Genomic DNA, 22,032 nt, shown 5'->3' with positions numbered 1-22,032 from the left:
TTGTGTTGTTTATCGAATGTCCGATGGAGATTTTGCAACACGGTCACGAAATGGTTGTGTCTGTGCCTTCGCCCATGTATTGATCCGGCCCTGTGAAGTTTGAAGTGCAAGGCTTGCCTTGGGTACAGTCATCAGCGATGGGGGCATTGTGGGAGCCCCGCCCTCGGGGCGATTCTGGGTGGTCTGCGGGGCTTTATCGCGACGAGGGCGTCGCTCCCACAAAAAAAGCGTTCATGCAAACTTCACCGGGCCGGATCAATGAGCCAAGCGAATGGAAACCAGAAATCCTCAAGATCGAAAGTCGGCCACCATGTCCAAAGCCGGTGGTTTCCACTGGTACATCGGGTCGAGTACATCCTGCTGCGGGACATGCCCCAACCAATCGATGCCGAGCAAGCGCACCACGCTGTAACCCAGCCAATCGGTGCGAACCGGTTGCAAAAAAGTTGAGCTGGGCAAAGAGGCCATGGCATCAGCCCACAACAGCAAAGGAACACGGTAGCCATCGGCCGTCAAGGCGCTGTGACCCACATGTTCGCCCGCGTGGCCCACCTCTTGCCCATGGTCCGAAAAATAAACCCATGCGGCCTTCTTCCCATACTTGCGTGTCAAATCCAAAGTAGCTGCCACCACACTGTCGTGGTAATGGATGGCCGAGTCATAGTCGTTGCGCAAACTTCTGACCCGCGTTGAACGGCCCTGATCTTTCATGCCTTGGTAGATGCCATCCTTGGCGTTGTGAAAAGGGACCCGCTCTTGGGGGTGCCTTAACTGGTAATGCGGATGCGAGCCCAGCAAATGCAAAACAATCAATTTGCGTGGTGCTGAGTCTTGCAAGGCTGCGTCCAGCACGGGCAAAGTACTTTCATCGAGTGACAAGCCAGAGCGTCCAGGCGTTTTATTCAGCATGTGAACCGAATCCGCCAACTGCGCATGTTCTTGGTCAATGGCAAGATCGTCATGGTTGCTGATCCACCAAGTCTGATAGCCTGCTGTTGCAGCCAGCGCCAGCAAGTGCTGTTGTGCACGCTCGGGTTGACCCAAGTAAAAGAAATTGCGCAGGGCCGCAATCGTGCTGGCATCGGTAGACCACGCATGCCTGAAAACACCCAAGCGATTGGCTTGCGTTTGTTGACGCAGCATGAGCTGGGGTGTGGTTTGACGCGGATAGCCATACAAAGACAAGTGCCCCCGGTTGATGCTTTCGCTGATGACCAACACCACGGTATCGGGGGCATCTGCCGTGGTGAGCGGTTTTTGCTTCTGCGCATTTGCCATCAAACGTTGGCGCTGCTCGCCCAGGTTGGCCCATTGCTCACGCAAAGAAGACACGTCAGCCACCCAGTCCGTCCAAAAAAGCATCGGATGGTGTTGCCGCCAAGGTTTGATGGCCAAAGACAGGACCACCCAAGTCAGCAGCAACAAGAGGCCCCCCAAGCGCCAGCCTGCGAGCTTCCAAGTTGGTGAAGGCATGCGCCACCACCCCACAAGCGTGGCCATGAAGATGGCCAGCGACATGAGCACAAAAAATGCCCAAAGCCACACACGGCCGGCGTGCATCGCCATGAACTCCGTGGCTTCTTGGGCGGTGGTGTTGGCCACCGCCGCGATGACCATGGCACTGGCCGGGCTGGCCCCATAAACGTCGAGCAAAAAGCCGCGCACAGCGGCATCCAGGATGAAGGCAAACCCCAAAATGCCGGCAAAAACCATCTGCAGCACTCGCCACCCCCTGCGCCGGCTGGGCCAACACAAGCACAGCACAGCAGGCAAAGCCAGCACCATCATCTGAACAATCCGTTTGCCCTCGTAAGCCAGCACCAGCGCCAAGATCAAGGTGCTCAGGGCCAAGCCGGCCGACAACAGGCGAAGCAGTTGGGGTGACATGGTGTTCGTCAAAGCGGCTCAGGCGGCGCTCATGCCCCCCGCGTCACCTTCTTGAACATCCGTCCTGACCACTGCCCCAAATCATCCAGATACGTGAACACCACGGGCACCACCAGCAAGCTCAGCACCGTGCTGGTGAGCAAGCCGCCGATCACGGCAATCGCCATGGGTGAGCGAAAGCTCGCATCCGCCGCGCCCCAGCCCACGGCAATGGGCAGCATGCCCGCGCCCATGGCAATCGTCGTCATGACAATCGGCCGTGCCCGCTTGTGGCAGGCGTCCAAAATCGCGTCCCAGCGGCTCATGGGCGGCACGGCGGGGTGATCGCCCTCGGCGGGTTTGCCGCGCCGCGCTTCAATCGCGTATTCCACCAACAAGATGGAGTTTTTGGTGGCGATGCCCATGAGCATGATCAGGCCAATGAGCGAGGGCATGGAGAAGCTCTTTTGTGCGATCAGCAAGCCCACAAACGCGCCGCCCAGCGACAACGGCAGCGCCGCCAAAATCGTGATCGGGTGCAAGAAGCCTTTGAACAGCAGCACCAGCACGATGTAGATGCACAGCACACCGATCAGCATGGCCAGGCCAAAGCTGGCGAACAGTTCGCCCATGACTTCGGCGTCGCCCACCTCCACGATCTTCACGCCGGGTGGCAGGCTTTGCAGGGCAGGCAGCTTTTGCACCGCCGCTGTCACGTCGCCCAAGGGCATGCCCGACAGCTCGATCTCGAAGTTGATGTTGCGCTGACGGTCATAACGGTCAATCACCGCCGGGCCGCCCGCCACCTCGATGCTGGCCACCTGGCCGAGCATGACGGGGCCACGGCTGCCGGGCACCATCAGGCGCTCGAGTGTGCTCAGGTCATGCCGTGACTCGTCACCCAGTTTCACGACGATGGGCACCTGCCGCTCCGACAAATTGAGCTTGGGCAATGCCTGGTCGTAGTCGCCCAGCGTGGCCACACGCAAGGTGTCGCTGATGGCCGCGCTGGTCACGCCCAGGTCGGCGGCTTTGGCAAAGTCGGGGCGTACCGCGATCTCGGGGCGCACCAAGCTGGCGGTGGACGCAATCGAGCCCAAGCCCTGGATGGTGCGCAGGTCACGCTCCACGGCCATGGCGGCGGTTTGCAGGGCCTGCGGGTCTTCGCCCGTGAGCACCAGCACGTATTTCTCGCCCGAGCCGCCCAGGCCCACTTTGCTGCGCACGCCGGGCAGTTGCTGCAGCGCGGTACGGATGTCGTTTTCAATCACCTGCTTGCGCGGGCGTGTGCCGCGTTCGCTCAGCTGGATGGTGAGCGTGGCCTTGCGCACCTCGGCCGCGCCACCGCCAGCAAACGGGTCAGAGCCTGCGCTGCCGCCACCAATGGTGGTGTAAACGCTTTTCACATCGTTCACCGTCATGAGCAGCGTGCGGGCGTGCTCAGCGCTGGCCTGGGTTTGCGCCAAGGTCGATCCCGGTGGTAGTTCCACATAGACCTGGGTTTGCGAGTTGTCGTCCGGCGGAATGAAGCCCTTGGGCAGCAGCGGCACCAGCATGATGGAGCCGATGAAAAACAGCGTGGCCAGCACCATGGTGACCAAGCGGTGTTTCATGCACCAAGTGGCCCAGACCATGTAGCGCTTGAGCCAACCCGGCTCGTGCGCGGCCGTGACGATGGGCTTCAAGATGTACGCCGCCATCATGGGCGTGAGCACCCGCGCCACCACCAGCGAGGCGAACACCGCCAGCGACGCCGTCCAGCCAAACTGTTTAAAGAACTTGCCCGGAATGCCGCTCATGAAAGCCGTGGGCAAAAACACCGCGATCAGGGTGAAGGTGGTGGCGATCACCGCCAGACCGATTTCGTCGGCCGCTTCCATGGCCGCCTGGTACGGCGACTTGCCCATGCGCAAATGGCGCACGATGTTTTCCACCTCGACAATCGCGTCGTCCACCAGCACGCCGATCACCAAGGACAGCGCCAGCAAAGTCACCACGTTGATGGAAAACCCCAAATACGCCATGCCGATGAAGGCCGGGATGACCGACAACGGCAGCGCCACCGCCGACACAAAGGTCGCCCGCCAGTCGCGCAAAAACAGCCACACCACCAGCACCGCCAAAATCGCGCCTTCGTACAGCAGCACGAGTGAGCCGTTGTATTCCTCTTCCACCGGCGTCACAAAGTCGAAGGATTCGGTGATTTCGATGTCCGGGTTTTGCAATCGGTATTCGGCCAGCGCCTGGCGCACCAAGCGGCCCACGGCCACCTCGCTCTCGCCTTTGCTGCGCACCACCTCAAAGCCGACCACGGGCACACCGTTGAGGCTGGCTGCTGAACGGGCATCGGCCAGGGTGTCGCTCACGGTGGCCACTTGGTCCAGGCGAACGCTGCCACCACGCGATGTGGCCAGCTCAATTTGCCCCACCTCTTGCGCCGTCTTGACGGTGGCCAAGGTGCGCACGGGTTGTTCGCCCGCACCCAAATCCATGCGCCCACCCGAGCCTTCTTGCTGCACCTGCTTGAGTTGGCGCGAGACTTCGGCCGCCGTGATGCCCAACGATTGCAAGCGGTTCACATCGAGCGCCACACGCACCTCGCGCGTTACGCCGCCCACGCGGTTGACGGCACCCACGCCGCGCAGCGACAAAAGCTTGCGGGTGATGTCTTTGTCCACCAACCACGACAAGGCTTCGTCGTCCATGCGCGACGAGCGAACGGTGTAAGCCAACACGGGCGAGCCGGCCAGGTTGAGCTTTTGCACCACCGGGTCGCGCAGGTCGCCGGGCAAATCGGCCCGCACGCCCTGGATGGCCGAGCGCACATCATCCACCGCCTCCTGGCTGGGTTTTTCCATGCGGAACTCGGCGGTGATGGACACCACACCGTCTTGCACCTTGGTGGTGATGTGCTTCAGGCCCTGCAGCGGGGCCAGCGCGTTTTCGAGCTTGCGGGCCACATCGGTTTCGAGCTGCGAGGGCGCAACACCGGGCAGGCTGGCGGTGACCGAGATGGTGGGCACATCCAGATCCGGAAAGTTCTGCACTTTCATGGACCCAAAGGCGATGAAACCAGCCAGCGTCAGCAGCACAAACAGCATGACGGCCGGGATCGGGTTGCGGATCGACCAGGAAGAGACGTTGAGCATGACGTCCCTTTATTTGGTGGCGGGCGCGGCTGGCGCGGCTTGAGCGGCTGGCGCATCCACCACACGCACCGTGTCGCCGTGGTTCAAGAATGCCCCGCCACTGGCCACCACGCGGGCATCGGCTTTGAGGCCGCTGGTCACCTCGACGCGGCCTGCGCTTTGGCGTCCGGTTTGCACCTTGAGCTGGCTGACCTTTTGGTCGGCCCCCACGGTGTAGACATAACTGAAACCGTCGCGCACCACCACCGCCGCTTGCGGCACGGTGAGCGCCTGGCTTTGGCCCAGCGCGATCTCGCCTTGGGCGTACATGCCTGCGCGGGCGCTGCCGGTTTGCGCGGGCAAATCGACATACACCAGTGCGTTTCGGGTTTGCGCATCGACCGACGGAGCCACCATGCGCACTTTGCCTTGCAGCAGCTGGCCACTGGCGGCTTTGACTTCCACGGGTGCACCCACTTGGATGCGGCCGATCTCTGCAGCGGTCACCTCAGCCCGCCACTCGATGCGGCCTTGGCGAATTAACCTGAACAACTCGGTGCCTGCGCCCACCACGCTGCCCACCGTCGCTTGTCGCGCCGAGATCACACCCGCATCGGGCGCACGCACCTGGGTTTGCGACAGGCGCACGTTTTGCAGCTGCACCATGGCGCGGGCGGACTGCACGCGGGCCACAGAAGAGGCCTCCGCCGCCACCGCCTGGCTCAGCTGCGCTGCACTGAAAAAGCCTTGCTGCTGCAGGCTGCGAGCGCGTTCGGCCTGGGCTTTGGCCTCTTGGGCGCTGGCCGTGGCTTCGGCGAGCAGGCCTTCGGCCTGCGCCAGCTCGGCCCGCAACCCATCGGCCTGCAAAACCGCCAGCACGTCACCTCGCTGCACGCGGTCGCCCACGTTCACACGCACCTCGGTGATCTTCAGGCCATTGGCCTCGGCCCCAACGATGGCTTCTTGCCAGGCGGCCAGGTTGCCGTTGGCGCTGATTTTTTGGGTCAGGCTGGCTGTTTGGGGGGAGGTCACGGTGACCGTGAGGGAGGGTTTGGCGGCGCTGGGGGCAACTGGTGCCTGGCCCTGCGCCTGGATGCTTGTCAAAAAAGTCAGCCCGCAAAGCAGGCCGATGGTCCGATATGGCTTGGTCATTGTTACTCACCCAAAAAGTCGTTCGGTGAGTTTACGACCAGTGCCTGTTGTCGCCTGGGTTCTGTCGTTTTAGTCTTATGGGAAAGCGGCCATTGGCCAACCCCAGAGCTGCCTATCCTTGCCTCGCCCCATCAGGGGCGGGCCATGCCTGAATTCAGAATTTGGCGGTCAGGGCCAGGCTGAGTGTCCTGCCCCACAAAGAGTGCTCGCGCGTGTTGAATCCAAAGACCTGCGCAGCAGTGCTGGTGAATGCTTGTGGGGCTTGGCGATTCAAGACATTGCCGATCGTGGCTCTCAAACTCATGGCCGTGCTGATCTGGTAGCTTGCACTGACGTCCACTGTTGTGAATGAGGGAACATCAAAGCCCGTGAGCGGCGTACTTTGCAGCGTGGCCACATTGACTCCGTTTCGATCCTGATCGGCATAGCCGGACGTGTAGTTCAGCACCCCATGCAAGCTCCAGGTCGCCGTCGTCAGCCCCGCAATCCATCGCATGCGCAGACGCGGGGTCATCGTATCGGTCGTACTGTTGTACCGTGCCAGATCCGACACAAAATTTTGACCAGGCTCAGACTGGTCTTTTGACTTGAGGTTGTAGGCGCCTTGGACCGAGAAATTCCACTGCCCGAAGTCTGTTGGAGCACGCCAACGAACATCAAAATCAATCCCTGATTTTTCGCGTTTGCCAATGTTGTAATTTGACCGCTTGATCGCCAATGTCCCATCCGGTTTGGTTGTGAAAAACGCGGCATATTGAAGTGGATTGTTATAAATCACCTTGTCTGACAAGGTCGAAATCACTTCGTTCATGTTGATGGCCCACCAGTCTGCCGTGATGGTGAAGTTGCGTGTAGGGCGGTATGCCAACCCCAAAGACTTTTGCACTGACAGTTCGGGTTTCAGTTTGGGGTTGCCACTGCCATAAATGTTGATGTAGGTTCTTTCATCACATATGGCTGGACTCCCGTTGGAGCCGACCACCGTCGCTGCAACCGCCTTCAAGTCGGCACTGCATTCGTTGAGGTAGCTTGATAGAGCCTGCAAATACAAGTTTTCTAAATTGTATGTTTGCGCTAATAAAGGTGCTCTGAAACCTGTTCCCCACGAGCCCCTTGCGGACCAGCCATTCTCAAAATCAAAACGTGACGCAAGTTTGCTGTTTTGAGTGCTTCCGAAATCGCTGTAACGATCTCTTCGGGTCGATGCGGTCACGTCCCACTGCCGGGTCACGGGCACTTGGAGTTCCAGGAACCCAGCCTGAATGTCCCGGCTGGCCTGGAAACTCGGTTGCAACTTCGAATTTGAAACATATTGGTAATCGGTCGACTCTCGTCGCCATTCCAGGCCTACCCCCAACATCGCATCTTTGCCATCTATTTCCATCAACGGTCGCGATGCCCTGACATTGCCCGCGGTCGTTTGGTTGATGCCGACGTCCCAAAGGTCCCAATCATTGCGCAAGCCACTGAGGGTGGCCGTCAAGGGGTTGTCTGCCGTGAGTTGTTTGAGCATGTTGGGATCTGTCAGCACCTTGCCAGTGACCCAACCCAAGCTCGCAAAATCCGCCATTTCCAGATAGCGTTTGACCTTTGCCTGGGCTTTGTAAACCTGGGCGTCGTAATCCCAACTGCCCCATTCGCCTTTGACGCCTGAAGTTACGCGCCAATTGTTCTGTTCGTTCGCGCTCCTTAGACCCTCCAAACTCGGAGACCAATTGAACCGTGTTTTTGCGGGGTCCAGCCCGGCATTGACCGCCTCTTGATATCCCACCGACGTTGGACTTTTGCCCAGAGAATAGATCAACTGAGGCCAGCGTAGGTTCGAAAAATCACTGTCTTTCAAGTTTGAATGCAAGATTTCGGCATAGGCGGTTGCGCCATTCGGAAGCCATTTTTCGCCCGCCAGCAAGATTTTTCTGCTGTCTTGCTGTGGGTAAATGGTCAAGCCTGAATACTCGTTATACAGACAAGAAGGTTGTCCCATCAAGGGAACGTAGCGATCTGGACAAGCCCCGTTTTGGTTGAGCACACTGTAAACTTTTCTGACCTGTCCGGTGGCTGCATTGGCCGCAATGGAAAAGACGCCGGGGGAATTGAAAGAAGTCAGGCGAGCGCCATCTATGGCGTACTTTTCACGCTCTCTTTCCACGATGTAGCGGCCTTGGGCATATTGCGGGCGATCCGCCGCATCCAAGGCTGCGTGGTGTTGCAGCTCTGCCGTCAGGCGCAAGCTGAAACCATCCCTCCTCAAATTTCCTGTCCCGGCGTTCAAAGTCACTTGCTCACCAGACCCGCCCCCTTGAGCGCTTGCACTCTTTTCAGCCATGATCTCCATGCCTTTGAGCTCACTGCGCGTGATGATGTTGATGACCCCAGCAATCGCGTCCGATCCATACAAGGAAGAGGCCCCATCTGACAAAATTTCGATTTTCTCGATGGCTGACAAAGGGATGGTGTTGATGTCGACACTGGGTCGTTCCACATCGACCATGGTCTGCCGTCCATAAGTGGACAACCGTTTGCCATTGAGCAGCAACAAGGTTCCTGCAGGCAAACTGCGCAACGATGCCGTGGTGTAACCACCGATGGAGCTGCCCATGGCCGCACTGTTCACCACCATCGACATGCCGGGCACGCTGTGCAAGACGTCTGCAATATGGTTGCTGCCAGATCGCCGGATGTCGTCACGCGTGATCACCTGCACGGGAAGGGCCAGGGTTTGCTCTTTGCGAATGATGGACGAGCCGGTGATCTCCACCTTCTCGAACTGGCGGTATTCAAGCGGTGAGTCCACGACCTGCACAGGAGGGTATACCCTGCCTGGCTGTTCGCTGTTCTGGGCCGATGCATGTGCCCAAGTGAAAAAACCACACAGGACGATGAGCCATCGTGCAGGACAAGGTTCTTGTTGGGGATGTGGACTCATGACGATCTCCCTTCGACAGTTCAGCAAGGATCAAACTGTCGAAGATTATCATTTGATAACTATTTTTAGTAAAATAATTATCACAAAAGTGTTTATTTTTAGAGGCACCTCTCTGGGCAGATGTGCCCATATCGACTGTTGGGTGGCGCTTCGATCGCGCCACTCACATCAGAACTTGTGCGTCAAGCCCAATTGCAAGGTCCTGCCCATCAGACTCCCCTGGTCGCTGTTGACCCCCCAAGACAGCTCATTGGCAGAATAAAACGACAAAGGCGGCGTGCGATTGGTCACATTGGTCACACCGGTCCGAATTTGTGTGTGTGTGCCCAGCTTGAACAAAGCCATCAAATCGGCCGTCACAAAACCAGGCACCTTACGGCCGGTGACGACTTCACTTTTGCCGGTATCAAGCCTAAAGGCTGTGATGTCTTTGTCTTGGTAGCCGCTGGTGTAGTTGATCATCATTTGCCAGTACGCATTGGGCTGCTCCAAGCCAAGAATCCATTGGCTTCTGAAACGAGGTGTGACCACTTTGCTGGAAGTGGAATAGGTTGCCAGATCCGTCTTCCACTCCACAGTGTCGCTCATGCGATCTTTGGATTTGAGCATGTACGTGGCTTGCACACCCAACAACCATCGCCCCCAATCACCAGGCTGGCGAAAACGCACATCCAGATCCACCCCCTCTTTGACCGATGCGCCCAAATTGCGCATCTTCAAAAGCAAGGCCACATCGTTGTACAGGGTGTTGTTGGATGGATTTCGTACCAAGTTGGGCGATGTCATGAATTGATCTGCATATTGAAGCGGATTGGCCAACGCTTGATCCGAAGTTTCAAACTGCAAGGTGTTTTTCATCTTGACTCGCCAGTAATCTGCACTGATGCTGAAATTGCGCGACGGTGTCAACGCAAGCCCCAACGTCATCTGCTCAGAGGTCTCTGGTTTCAAGTCCGGATTGCCGTTGGTAAAAACCGGTAAAAAATTGCCATCTCGGCAATAAACAGCTGAACTGCGAGCCGTCGGCGTGAGTGTCTTACTGACCGCGTTGAGATCCGGGGTGCATTTCAATCCACTCAAATAACCCTGATAGTAAGGCGTTGCCAACATCTTCGTTTGCGACACAGTTGGCGCTCTGAATCCCGAACCCCAAGAGCCACGCACAGCCCACAGTGGGTTGACCACCAGACGACTGGCCAGTTTCCCGTTGGTGGTTCCCCCCACATCGCTGTACGCATCGTGGCGCAGGGAGGCGATCACGTCCCAGCTGCTTGTCACGGGGACCTGAAGTTCACCATGGACGGCCATGACATGTCGCTGTCCGGTAAAGTCTTTAACGGCTGCCGTCGACTCCTCATAGCGGGTCTCGGCTTTTTCTTGTCGCCCTTCAAAACCCAGCCCCAACAACACATCTTTGCCATGGCGTTCTCCCACGGTTGTGGATGCACGAACATCCAATGCGGTCAGCTGTGTTTGACCTTGACGATCTTTCTGCCACTGCCGGAGGTCCAGTAATTGCTGAGTCAATGGATTTTGCTCATCCAAGGGCAACAAGGCCAAAGCCGTGGGCAAAGGCGTCGATGGTTTAAAACCCAAACTTTCGATGTTGGCGTATTCAAAGCCTGCCACGGCCTGCGCCTGTGAACGGTAAAGACTGGCTTGGTAATTCCACTGGTCTATTTCACCTTTGACACCCAATGTGGCCCGCCACTGTGTTTTGTCATAGGTCCTTTGCAAGGCGGGCAAGTTGGGTTGAAAGTAATAAAAAGTGTTTGCCGGATTCAGCCCTTGCGCCAATGCCTCTGAATACCCGACCGTCCCCGCTTGGTTGACAAGCCGCCCACTGATGGGCTCCCAACTCTTCGTTGCCATGGCGGTTTTTTGCTGTGTGTAGAGCCCCTCGGCAAACAAGGTGGCCCCTTCGTGGAGTCGGTACTCGCCACTGGCATGGAGCTTGGCGTTTTGACTTTCAGGATACAGGTCAAAGGTCGGCAGCAAGTTGACTTTGCAGCCCCCCAAAAACCCCCTATAACTCAGACTGCCACGGGTACATTGGCCATCCTGGTAAAGCGATGACCACATTTTGTTATTTTTGGCGGATGCCGAATACAGCAAGGCCGGGGAAGTGAAGGAGGAGACGTTGGGGCCATCGACCTGGTATGAATTTCCAGCGTGTACAAAATCCACACGGCCTTGGCTACCCGCAGGTCGATCGGCCATGCCAATGGCTTTTTCCTCATCGATTTCTGCCGTCACGCGCACGCTGAAACCGTCGCGTTGCAACTGCCCTTGCCCCCAACTCAAGCTGCTGCGCCAAGCTTGGCCCACACCACCATCGGGGCGGTTGTGATCCACGGTGATTTCTACCCCTTGCCTGTCCGTGCGGGTGATGACATTGATCACCCCTGCAATGGCATCTGTGCCATACAAGGACGATGCCCCATCGCTCAAGACTTCAATGCGGTCAACAGCCGCCAAAGGCAGACTGTCCAAGTCGACATTGGCCACTTCAGTGCCGGAGATGTTCTGGATGCCAAACGGGGCCAACCTCCGGCCATTGAGCAAGACCAAGGTTCCGGTCGGCATGCCATGCAAAGCCCCATTGGTGAATCCGCCGTGCAACTTGCCGCCCTGCGTTCTGTCCAGACCATTGAACACCTGGGTCAGGCTCTGCACCACCTGGGTCACCGACTGGAGGCCTTTTCTTTGAATTTCCTGGCGCGTGATCACCTGCACGGGCAGGGCCAGGGTTTGCTCTTTGCGAATGATGGACGAGCCGGTGATCTCCACCTTTTCAAACTGTCGGTACTCCAATGGCTTGTCTTGCACCGTTACCATGGGATACTCTTTGCCGATGGCAGGCTCTGGCGTGGTTTGCGCTTGTGTTGTGCCCAAACAAGCCAAACAACCCATCACCCCAAGGGCGAGGGGGGACGAAGGCCAAAGCCCTTTGGGTGATTTGCGCATGGTGATCAAGCCTCTCAAGTGAGTTCAATAGTTTTAATTTTCTCACTTGTTTAGGCTGAAAAAGTTTTTCTTTGGATAAACACCCTCCTTGCTTGGTTTTTGCGCAACACCCCAGCTCAAAACCGCATCGTGGCACCCACCCTCAGGGTGCGGCCCTGCAAGTTGCCGTTATGGCTGTTGACACCCCAAACCGCATTGCTCAGCGAATAGAACGACAGGGGAGGCTTGGTGTTGGCGAGATTGGTCATGCCAAAGCGAATTTGGGTTCTGCGCGAGGCCTGATAAACAGCGAGCAAGTCGGCCGTCAGGAAACCCCGCACCTTGTGGCCACTGACGGTTTCACTCAGGCCCGTGACCGTGTTGAGTGCGACCACCTCTTTGTCCACGTAGGCGCTGGTGTGGTTGATGTTGAATTGCCACTGCATTTGGGCTTGCTCATAACCCACCATCCATTGGCTGCGCCAACGCGGGGTCACCACCTCGCTGAGCGCTGAATAGGCCCCCAGGTCAGACACCCAAGCGGTTTCGGCACTCGTGCGGTCTTTGGACTTGAGCATGAATGTGGCCTGCATGCCCATGACCCACCGACCATCGCGCATGGGCTCTCTGTAGCGGGCCTGGATGTCGATGCCTTCTTTGACCGCTTGGCCTTTGTTTTTCATTTTGAGCAGCAGCGCCAAGTTGTGAGCTTTGCCGCCCCCATCCAGACTGACCAGATCGGGGTTCGCCATGAGGGCAGAGGTGTTGCGCAACGGATCGGCCAACACGGCTTGCACACTGTCCAATTGCAAAGTGTCTTGCATTTGCACGCGCCAGTAGTCGGCCGACACATGGACATTGCGGCTTGGCGTGAAGGCCATGCCCCATGTGACTTGCTTTGTTTTTTGCAGCTGCAAGTCCGGGTTGCCGTTGGTGAACACATTCAAAGCGCTGTTGCTTGTGCAGGCCACCGCTTGACCGTCGGCCGGCTTGAGGGCACTTGCAGCGGCTTTGAGCGCCTCGGTGCAATCCCCGAGCTGGACCGTGGCTTGCAAGAAAGGGCTGCTCAGCTGATGCACCTGCGCCAAAGTGGGGGCCTGAAAACCCGTTCCTGCCGAACCCCGCATGGCCCAACGCCGGTTGATGGCCCATCGCGCAGCCAGTTTGCTGCTGATGGCAGCGCCCACGTCGCTGTATTGGTCGGCCCGCAGCGAGGCCAGAAGGTCCAGATCTTTGCGCACAGGCACCTGCAATTCACTGAACGCCGACATGATGTGGCGTTGACCCTTGAAGCTGGGCTGCGCCATGGCCTGGCTGTACTGGGTGTCGGCTTTTTCTTGCTGAGCTTCAAGGCCCCAAGCCCATAAAGTTGATTGGCCTTGGTGCTCAAACAAGGCTCGCGAGGCGCGCAACTGGGCACTGGTCAAGGCCGTGCTGGCCAAGGCTGCTTGCCCCCATTCACGGGAGTTCAGCAGTTGGGCGGTCAAGGGGTTTTGCGCATCCAGGGGTTTGAGCATGAGTGCATTGGGCAAACTCGACAAACCATCAACAAGCCCCAAGCTGGCCAGATTGTCCTTTTCGACGGACTGTGTGGCCTTGGATTGGGATTGCAGCAAACTGGCCTGGTAATGCCAGCCTTTGAAATCGCCTTTGAGTCCCAGTGACGCTCGCAGCAGAGTTTTCTTGTATTTTTGACGCAAGGCGGGCAGATCGGGTTGCCAAAACGTGTAGGTTTCTTCGGCATTGAGCCCATTGAGGACGGCTTCCAGGTAGCCTGGTGCGCCAATGGTGTCGGCGATTTTGCCGCTCACGCCCGACCAATCGTTGGCCGCGATTTGCAAGTTTTGCTGGCTCGCCAACACTTCGGCATACAGCGTGGCTGCGTGGGGCAACAGCACTTCACCCAGAACATGCAGCTTTTGACTGTCTGTTTCTGGATAAATGTCATAAGTGAGCAATCGGTTGTTCTTGCACCCGCCTTCAAAGCCCTCGTATTTGAATGAGCCTGCCGTGCATGTGCCATTCACATACAGTGGCGAATACATTTTTTGTTGGCCTGTGGGCGAATACATCAAAAGAGGCGAGCCGAAGGCCGACAAGCGGGGGCTGTCTGCTTGGTATGCCACGCCTTCATGGCTGAACATTTGCCGCCCTTGGCTGGCCGTTGTGCGCTCGCGCACGCCCATGGCCTCGTAGGTGTCGGCTTCGGCTGTCAGCCGAAGGCTGTAGCCGTCTTGGCGAAGTTGGCCTCGGGCCCAGTTCAAACTGCTGGTCCAGCCTTGACCGGCACCGCCTTGGGGGCGAATCTGGTCCACCGACAATTCAAGGCCTTTGCCTTGCGCCCGGGTGATGATGTTGATGACACCCGCACTGGCCTGCGCCCCATAGACCGACGAAGCACCTTCGCCCAGCACCTCGATACGCTCTACCGCCGACAGAGGCAAAAGGCTCAGGTCTACACCACTGGGGGTCGTGCCAGTCAGGGTGTTCAAGCCATGGGAGGCCAAACGCTGACCATTGAGCAGCACCAAGGTGCCTGCAGGCATGCCGTGCACAGCGGCACTGGTCACGCCCCCCCGGTTCATGCCCGATTGCGTGAGGTCCAGGCCATTAAAGACGCTGGACAAACTTTGCACCGCCTCGGTCACACGGGTGTGACCGCGCATTTTCAATTCCTGCCGCGTGATGATTTGCAAGGGAGCGATGGCCGAATCTTGCTGACGCGCCAAAAAAGAACCGGTGGTTTCACGCTTTTCGACCTGCCGGGCTTTCAGCGGCAAGCCATCTGTGCTGCCAAACAAGGCCACCCGCTCATCGTCTGTGGTCTTTTGCGCCTGGGCCCCAAAAGCCAAGACCAGTGAGACGCCCACGGCCCACAGGGCGGTCTGGAGTTGATCTCTGCTTTGTTTTTTCACAGCACCTGTCCTCAGTCAAAATTGAACGCTATACGTCCGATTTTCACATTAGATGGTGTCAAAAAGATCAAAAACTGGTCAATCCGTCCTGAATATGTGGTTTTGATCCGCTTTTGTGAGGCCTGAGCACCCGGCGATGGGCACAGGATAGGGTCAGTCCATGACCGCTTGCCACACCGCCAAGATGGCCCCGCACTCTGAATGGAGGGTGGCGGGCTCGACCTGGGTGGGCTCTTCGTTCAGGCGGGCGCGGTGTTGCAGGCGGCGCATTTCTCGGTAGGCGTTGGCAGCGGCCTGGCCCATGCCCTGGGGCAGCAAGCCCACGGCTTCGGCGCGAATCAGCAGAGCAATGTTGCCCACGTTGTCGGCCAACTCGGGGTGGGCGGCGGTGTGCAGCAGCACCAGGTATTGCACGGCGAATTCGGCGTCCACCATGCCGCCGGGGCTGTGTTTGACGTCGAAAAAGTCGGCTTTGACGGGGTGGCCCTGGCGCACGCGTTCGCGCATGGCGACGATTTCGGACTTCAGGCTGGCGGCGTCGCGTGGGGCGCTGATGACGGCGTGGCGCACGGCGTCAAAGCGGGGGGCCAAGCTGGGCAGACCCATGACAAAGCGGGCGCGGGTCATGGCCTGGTGTTCCCAGGTCCAGGCGGTGTTGCTGCCGCGCTGCTGCTGGTAGTCGGCGTAGGCTTCAAAGCGGGTGACCAGCAGGCCTGAGTTGCCGTTGGGGCGCAAGGCGGTGTCGATTTCGTAGACATCACCTTCGGCGGTTTTCACCGTCATCCAGTTGATCATTTTGCGCACGTAAGCGGCATAGATTTCCTGGGCGCGTTCATCTTCGTCGTCATACACAAACACGATGTCCAGGTCGCTGCCGTAGCCCAGCTCTTTGCCGCCCAGCTTGCCGTAGCCGATGATGGCAATGGCGGGTTCTTCGCGGTGACGGTTTTTCAGGCGGCTCCAGCACCAGCGGGCGGTCACGCGCAGCACGGCGTCGGCCAGGGCGCTCAGGTCGTCGGCCACTTGTTCGACCGTGAGCACGCCTTCCACGTCCCGCGCGAGCGTTCGGAACTGCTCGGCGTGGTGGGCGCGGCGCAGCAAATTGAGCAGGCTTTCTTCGTCGTCTTCGCCGGTGCGTTGCAGGGCCGTCAAGCGGGCTTGCAATTCGCCTTCAAATTCGGCGGCGTCAAAGCGGCTGTCAAACAGGTTGCCCCCGGCCAGCTCGTCGATCACACCGGGGTGTTGCAGCAGGTAGCGGGCCGGCCACTTGGCCGCGCCCAGCAGGCGCAGCAGGCGTTCGTGCACCGAGGGGCGCTCGAGCATCAGGGCCAGGTAGCTTTCGCGGCGCAGCAGGGGTTCGATCCAGTCGACCATGCGCAGCACGGCTTCTTCACTCACGCGGCCGTCTTGCAGCCACTGGGCGGTGCGTTGCAGCAGGCGCATCAGGCGGCCCCGGGCGTCGTCGCGCAAAGCTTGCACACGGGGGTTGCCCGGCCACTGGGCCAGGCGCTCACCAATGCGGCCCTTGAAAACCCCGGCAATGCCGTCCAGCTCGGCGGGTTCGCGTTGGCCGTTTTTGCCGTTGCAGCCCTTGCACTCGCGGTCACCGCCCAGCAGGATGTCAAATTCTTGCGCCACCACTTCGCGGTGGGCGTCCAGGGCACTCAAAAACTCGCAGGTGTTGGCGTGGCCCAGGGTCTGGGCGATCCAAGCCAGGTCGGCATCGGCAGTGGGCAAGATGTGGGTTTGCTGGTCGTCCAGGTACTGGATGCGGTGCTCGACCTGGCGCAAAAACACATACGCCGCGCTCAAGGCGTCGGCCGTGGCCTGGGGCATGAGGCCAGCTTTGGCCACGCGTTGCAGCGCGTCCAGCGTGGGGCGCGTGCGCAATTCGGGAAACTGCCCGCCGCGCACAACTTGCAGCAGCTGCACGGTGAATTCGATTTCGCGGATGCCGCCGCGCGACAGCTTCACGTCGTTGGCACGTTCGGGGTGGCCCGCGCTGCGTTTGGAGGCATGGTCGCGGATTTGCTGGTGCAGCGTGCGCAGCGATTCAAAGACGTTGTAGTCGAGGTAGCGGCGGAACACAAAGGGCAGCACCACGGCCCGCAGGGCCTGGGCCGAGCCGTTGACCACCGCACTGCGCGGGGCGATGACGCGGCTTTTCATCCAGGCAAAGCGTTCCCATTCGCGGCCCTGGATGAGCAGGTAGTTTTCCAGCGCATCCAGCGAAACCACGCTGGGGCCGGAGTTGCCGTTGGGGCGCAGGGCCAGGTCGACGCGGAACACAAAACCGTGCTCGGTGGTCTCGCCAATCAAGGCGTACATGCGTTTGACGGCGCGGCTGAAGTATTCCTGGCACGAGACCTTGTTGCGGCCTTCGCTGTTGCCTGTGGTTTCGCCGTCTTCGTCGTAGACGTAGATCAGGTCGATGTCGCTGGACACATTCAGTTCTCGGGCACCCAACTTGCCCATGCCGATGATCCACATCTCGGCACGCTGGCCATTGGCTTTGGTGGGCACCCCGTGCAGGGCGTCCAGGTCGGTCATGACGTGTTGCCAGGCGATGTCGAGGGTGACTTCGGCCAGCCACGTCATGCTGTGGGTGACCCCTGCCAGGCCTGTCTGCTGGCTGCAGTCGAGCTGGGCCAGTCGCTCCAGGCAAAGTTGGCGCAACACACGCAAAGCGGCGCTGGTGTCCAAGCCCTTGGCCTGCAGTGCCGCAAAGGCGGTGTTCAAGTTGTCACGGGTGGGGACACCGGGCGGCAGCAGCGTCAACACATCGGCATAACGGCGGTGCAGGCGCTGAACAAAACGAGAATACAGGGCACCGTCCAACGTGTTGTCCGGGCCTGTGGCGGTGGCCACCTCGGGTGGCTGACTGCGGGTCATAATTCCTGCTGGCTTTCTGATTCAAACGTTTGTGCCGTCTTCCAACCCTTTGTCACCATTGATCTGCCGCTGCCATCGCTGGCTGGCCGCTGGCGTTCGGTTCGTGGTTTGGGGTTTGTTGGTGGCCGGTTTGTTGCTGGGAATGGCGTGGGCCACATTGCATTTTTGGATTGTGCCGCGAATCTCCGAATTTCGCCCTGCACTCGAAAGCATGGCCCGCCAAGGCCTTGGCGTTCCGGTGCGCATCGGCGAGATTTCGGCCCATTCGACCGGTTGGGTGCCTTCTTTTGAGCTGCGCGACCTGGCTTTGCTGGACCCACAGGGCCATGCCACGCTTCGGCTGCCCAAAGTCTGGGTGGCCGTGAGCCTGCGCTCAGCCTTGCGCTTGCGCTTGGACCAGTTGGTATTGGATGCCACGGAAGTTGACATTCACCTGAATGCACAAGGGCAATGGCGTGTGGCAGGTCTGCTTTGGGGCCATGGCCCCGCAGATTCGGCCGTGGCCGATTGGTTGTTTGCACAACGAGAGGTGGTGGTGCGTGGGGCCATCTTGCACTGGCACCATGAACCGGCTGGCGGTGAAAACACCGGGACCCGCGCACCCCATGCCCCGCCCAGCGCACGGGAAAGGACGGAACCCACAACGCTGCCCACCACAGACTTGAGTTTTCGCAACGTGGATGTGGTGCTGCGCAACACCGCAAGGCACCACCACTGGCGCGTGGATGCCAGCCCGCCTGAGGCTTGGGGTGAGCGTTTTGTGATCATGGGCCGATTCAGCCGTGGTTGGTTGTCGACCCACCCTGCGCGGTGGGCCGATTGGTCTGGGCAGGTCTACGCCGACTTTGCCCAAATTCGTGTGGCCCCATGGTGGTCCCATCTGCCCAAGCGCATGACCCAAACTTGGCAAATGAACGGAGGGCAGGGTGCCTTGCGTTTGTGGGGTGATGTGGACAAAGGCCAATGGACGGGTGGCTTGGTCGATATGGCGCTGAGCGGCTTGAACGTGGTGCTTGACACGCAAAACGCCCCTTTGAAGCTGGCCCAAGTGTCAGGGCGCTTGGGGGGCAAGGTTCATGGCAAGGGTTTTGAGGTCTTGACACGCGATGTGGCCTTGGTGGACGACACGGGTGTGAACTGGACGGGTGGGCAGTGGGCACTGAACTACACCTACGCTCAAGGCGCTCAACCCGCATCTGGCCATCTGCGGGCCGAAAAGCTGGACCTGCTGGCCTTGCGTGAATTGGCCCTGCACATGGCCAAAGGCGCACCTGTTTTGGCACGCTTGCAAGAGCTCACCGTGACCGGACAGTTGAATGCCTTGCGCTGGGATTGGCAAGGCGATTGGCGCTCGCCAAGTGGGTACAACACACAATTGAGCCTGAGCCAAGTGCGGATGCGCCACGACCAGGCCAAACCAGGAACACGGCTTTGGCCGGGGGTGCAAAACGCCGAGGTGAACATCAAGATGGGCCAAGAGGGTGGCCGCGTGGACCTGCGCATGCCACACGGTGGTTCGGTGGATTTGCCCGGCATTTTGGAGCGTTCTGAGGTGCCTGTTCGGCAACTGCAGGCCTTGGCCGTTTGGGAAAAAAAATCAGGTGCCAACGGTCAGGTGTGGCAAGTGCCGCAATGGCAATTGAGCTTGGCCAACGCCGATGTGCAGGGTCAATGGCGTGGGCAGTGGCAACAAGACCCCACAGGCGATGGGCCCGGGTGGCTGGACTTGCAAGGCACGATCGCACAAGCCGACGCCGCTGCCGCGCACCGGTATTTGCCTGTGCAACTGCCTGAATCGGTGCGCCACTATGTTCAAGATGCCTTGGTCAAAGGGCGTTATGTGGGGGTGAAAACCAAGCTCAAAGGCGACTTGGCCAAATGGCCTTTTGAAAGCCCAAGCGATGGCGAATTCCGGGTCTCCGGGCGCTTGACGGGTGTGCAGTTTGACATGGTGCCCGCCCATTTTCTGCCTGTAACAGGACCACGCTGGCCGCACTTGCACTCATTACAAGGGCAACTGAGCTTTGACCGGACCGGGGTCCAACTCAGCGATGCGAGTGCACGTTTTGGGGAGTCCAAAAACGCTGTCTTACTCAAAGCTGCTGCGGTTGAAATCGCCGACATGCGCCATGACCCTCAGCTGCAATTGACAGCCGATGGCACTGGCGAAGCAGCACAATTTCTGGCTGCGGTGCAACAATCACCGCTCGATCAGATGCTGTCGCAGGCACTGCACAACACCACGGCCACTGGGCCAATGCAACTGCGTTTGAAACTGGGCTTGCCTTTGCGCCATCTCAAGGACAGTCAAGTCCAAGGCACAGTCATGTTGGCGGGCAACGATGTGCGCGTGACGCCGGCCACACCATGGCTTGAAAAAGTGCATGGCGCTGTGGAGTTCAACCAGACAGGCTTCAAAGTGTCCAAGGCAAAAGCCCAGCTCTTGGGTGGCGCGGTGATCATGGACGCAGGCCTGCAGCCGTCGTCCACACCGGGAGCGCCACCCACGCTGGCTTTTGAAGTTGAAGGCCAGATCAGTGCAGAAGGCTTGCGCGGGTCCAAGGACCTTTATCCCCTGAATGTCCTGGCACAGCACCTCACGGGTTCCAGCACCTACAAAGCACGCTTGGCTTGGCACCAAGGCCAACCAGAACTGTCGGTCCACAGCGCACTTCAAGGTTTGGCCATCCAATGGCCCACCCCTTTGGGCAAAACAGCCGACACCCTCAAACCCTTGTCCCTGAACATCCGCAGCCAGGGCCAAGGCCCCCAATGGCAAGACCACATTCAACTGCGGCTTGGGGATGATGTTTCTGCCCACTACGTGCGCGACCTTTCGGGCCCGCAGCCAAAGGTTTTGCGCGGCGCTTTGACCTTGGGTGTGCCCTTAGATCAAGCACCGGCCTTGCCTGACCACGGCGTCACAGCACTTGTGGCCGTTGACCACTTGCTGATCGATGAATGGCGCTCTCTCGTTTCAACAAACGCACAAGCCCCTGGTGAACCTTTGGTTGAGCCTGCCGCTTTGCTTGCCTACATGCCCACCCGCATTGGACTGAAAGCCCAAACCTTGACGGCCGAAGGCCGAACCTTGCACCAAGTGGCGGCGGGCGGCACCCGAGATGCCCAGCAATGGCAATTGAATGTGGATGCGCAAGAACTCAGCGGACATGTGCGCTACCGACCTTCAGCAGGCGAGCAACAAGGCTTGCTGTTCGCCCGGTTCAGCCGTTTGACCCTGCCGCCTTCTTCTGCCAAAGATGTGGAATCCTTGTTGGAAACACCGCCCATTCAGTTGCCAGCACTGGACATCGTGGTGGATGCCCTGGAATTGCGTGGCAAAAAACTGGGCAAAGTCGACATTGAGGCGGTCAACAACACGGCTGCACGCGGCTCCAGCATTCCCGGTGTGGAATGGCAATTGAAAAAATTCAACATCACCTTGCCCGAGGGCAGCTTGCGCAGCACCGGCCGCTGGTTGGCAGCCCATGCGGGCAAAACACAGCGCCAGACAGAAATGAACTTTGTGTTGGATGTTCAAAATGCAGGCGATCTTTTGGCCCGCTTGGGCACACCCGATGCCCTGCGCGGAGGCGCAGGGCAGCTCGAAGGGCTTGTGCGCTGGCAGGGCTCGCCTTTGGCTTTGCACTACCCCAGCCTGGATGGGCAATTTGAAGTTCGCATGGGTCGTGGTCAATTTCTCAAAGCCGATGCCGGTGCCGCCAAACTGCTGGGCGTGCTGAGCCTGCAGGCCTTGCCACGGCGTTTGATGCTGGATTTTCGGGATGTCTTTTCCGAAGGCTTTGCGTTTGACTCGGTTCAAGGACGGGTCAACATTGCCAAGGGCATGGCCCAAACCCAAAATTTACAAATTCGGGGCGTCAACGCCGTCGTTCAGCTGGATGGCACAGCCGACATTGCACGCGAAACACAACAACTGAGGGTGGTCATCTTGCCCGAGGTCGATGCAGGAACGGCCTCTTTGCTGGCGGGCATTGCGGTCAACCCCGTGGTGGGCCTGACCACCTTTTTGGCCCAATTGTTTTTGCAAAACCCTTTGTCACGCGCCTCCACTCAAGAATTCCTGATCGATGGCAGCTGGACAGATCCTCGTGTAACCCGGGTCGATCTGCGCACAACCCCAGCCAAAAGCCCATGAACAAGCTGCTGCGCCCCATGTTTTGGCCACATTGGCGATGGCGCATCA

Annotated in this window: 8 protein-coding genes; 1 reads left to right on the top strand and 7 read right to left on the bottom strand. The window is 59.0% G+C overall.

All coding sequences use genetic code 11. The features are described 5' to 3' along the window. Positions 1–288 precede the first annotated feature (288 nt). The 7 genes from AMM41_RS13210 to glnE form a co-directional block, all read right to left on the bottom strand. On the bottom strand, positions 289–1,887 hold the full coding sequence (locus tag AMM41_RS13210) for a phosphoethanolamine transferase (protein WP_089959281.1): 1,599 nt from the start codon (positions 1,885–1,887) through the stop codon (positions 289–291). Between the two features lie 29 nt (positions 1,888–1,916). Continuing rightward, entirely contained in the window at positions 1,917–5,015 is a 3,099-nt protein-coding gene (locus AMM41_RS13205) for an efflux RND transporter permease subunit (protein ID WP_089959277.1), read from the bottom strand. A 9-nt stretch (positions 5,016–5,024) separates the two neighbouring features. Further along, on the bottom strand, positions 5,025–6,146 hold the full coding sequence (locus tag AMM41_RS13200) for an efflux RND transporter periplasmic adaptor subunit (protein WP_089959274.1): 1,122 nt from the start codon (positions 6,144–6,146) through the stop codon (positions 5,025–5,027). A gap of 154 nt (positions 6,147–6,300) precedes the next feature. Beyond that, entirely contained in the window at positions 6,301–9,072 is a 2,772-nt protein-coding gene (locus AMM41_RS13195; protein ID WP_089959270.1) for a TonB-dependent receptor domain-containing protein, read from the bottom strand. Between the two features lie 168 nt (positions 9,073–9,240). After that, positions 9,241–11,910, bottom strand: coding sequence for a TonB-dependent receptor domain-containing protein (locus AMM41_RS13190; protein WP_194944783.1), 2,670 nt, complete (start codon positions 11,908–11,910; stop codon positions 9,241–9,243). A 245-nt stretch (positions 11,911–12,155) separates the two neighbouring features. Beyond that, the gene (locus tag AMM41_RS13185; protein ID WP_089959263.1) at positions 12,156–14,933 is read right to left on the bottom strand and encodes a TonB-dependent receptor domain-containing protein; all 2,778 of its coding nucleotides are present in this window, start codon (positions 14,931–14,933) and stop codon (positions 12,156–12,158) included. 153 nt (positions 14,934–15,086) lie between these two features. Further along, positions 15,087–17,825 (bottom strand): bifunctional [glutamate--ammonia ligase]-adenylyl-L-tyrosine phosphorylase/[glutamate--ammonia-ligase] adenylyltransferase, encoded by a 2,739-nt coding sequence (gene glnE / locus AMM41_RS13180; protein WP_089959259.1) that lies wholly within the window; start codon positions 17,823–17,825, stop codon positions 15,087–15,089. 49 nt (positions 17,826–17,874) lie between these two features. Between glnE and AMM41_RS13175 the strand changes: the two genes are divergently transcribed. After that, positions 17,875–21,984: a YhdP family protein gene (locus AMM41_RS13175; protein ID WP_228769270.1), complete on the top strand. Its 4,110-nt coding sequence runs from the start codon at positions 17,875–17,877 to the stop codon at positions 21,982–21,984. Positions 21,985–22,032: the final 48 nt, after the last annotated feature.

The organism is Limnohabitans sp. 2KL-3, from assembly GCF_001269405.1.
Taxonomy (GTDB): domain Bacteria; phylum Pseudomonadota; class Gammaproteobacteria; order Burkholderiales; family Burkholderiaceae_C; genus Limnohabitans_A.
Note: the sequence above shows the minus strand (reverse complement) of the source record. Positions and strands in the feature narration are given on the sequence as shown.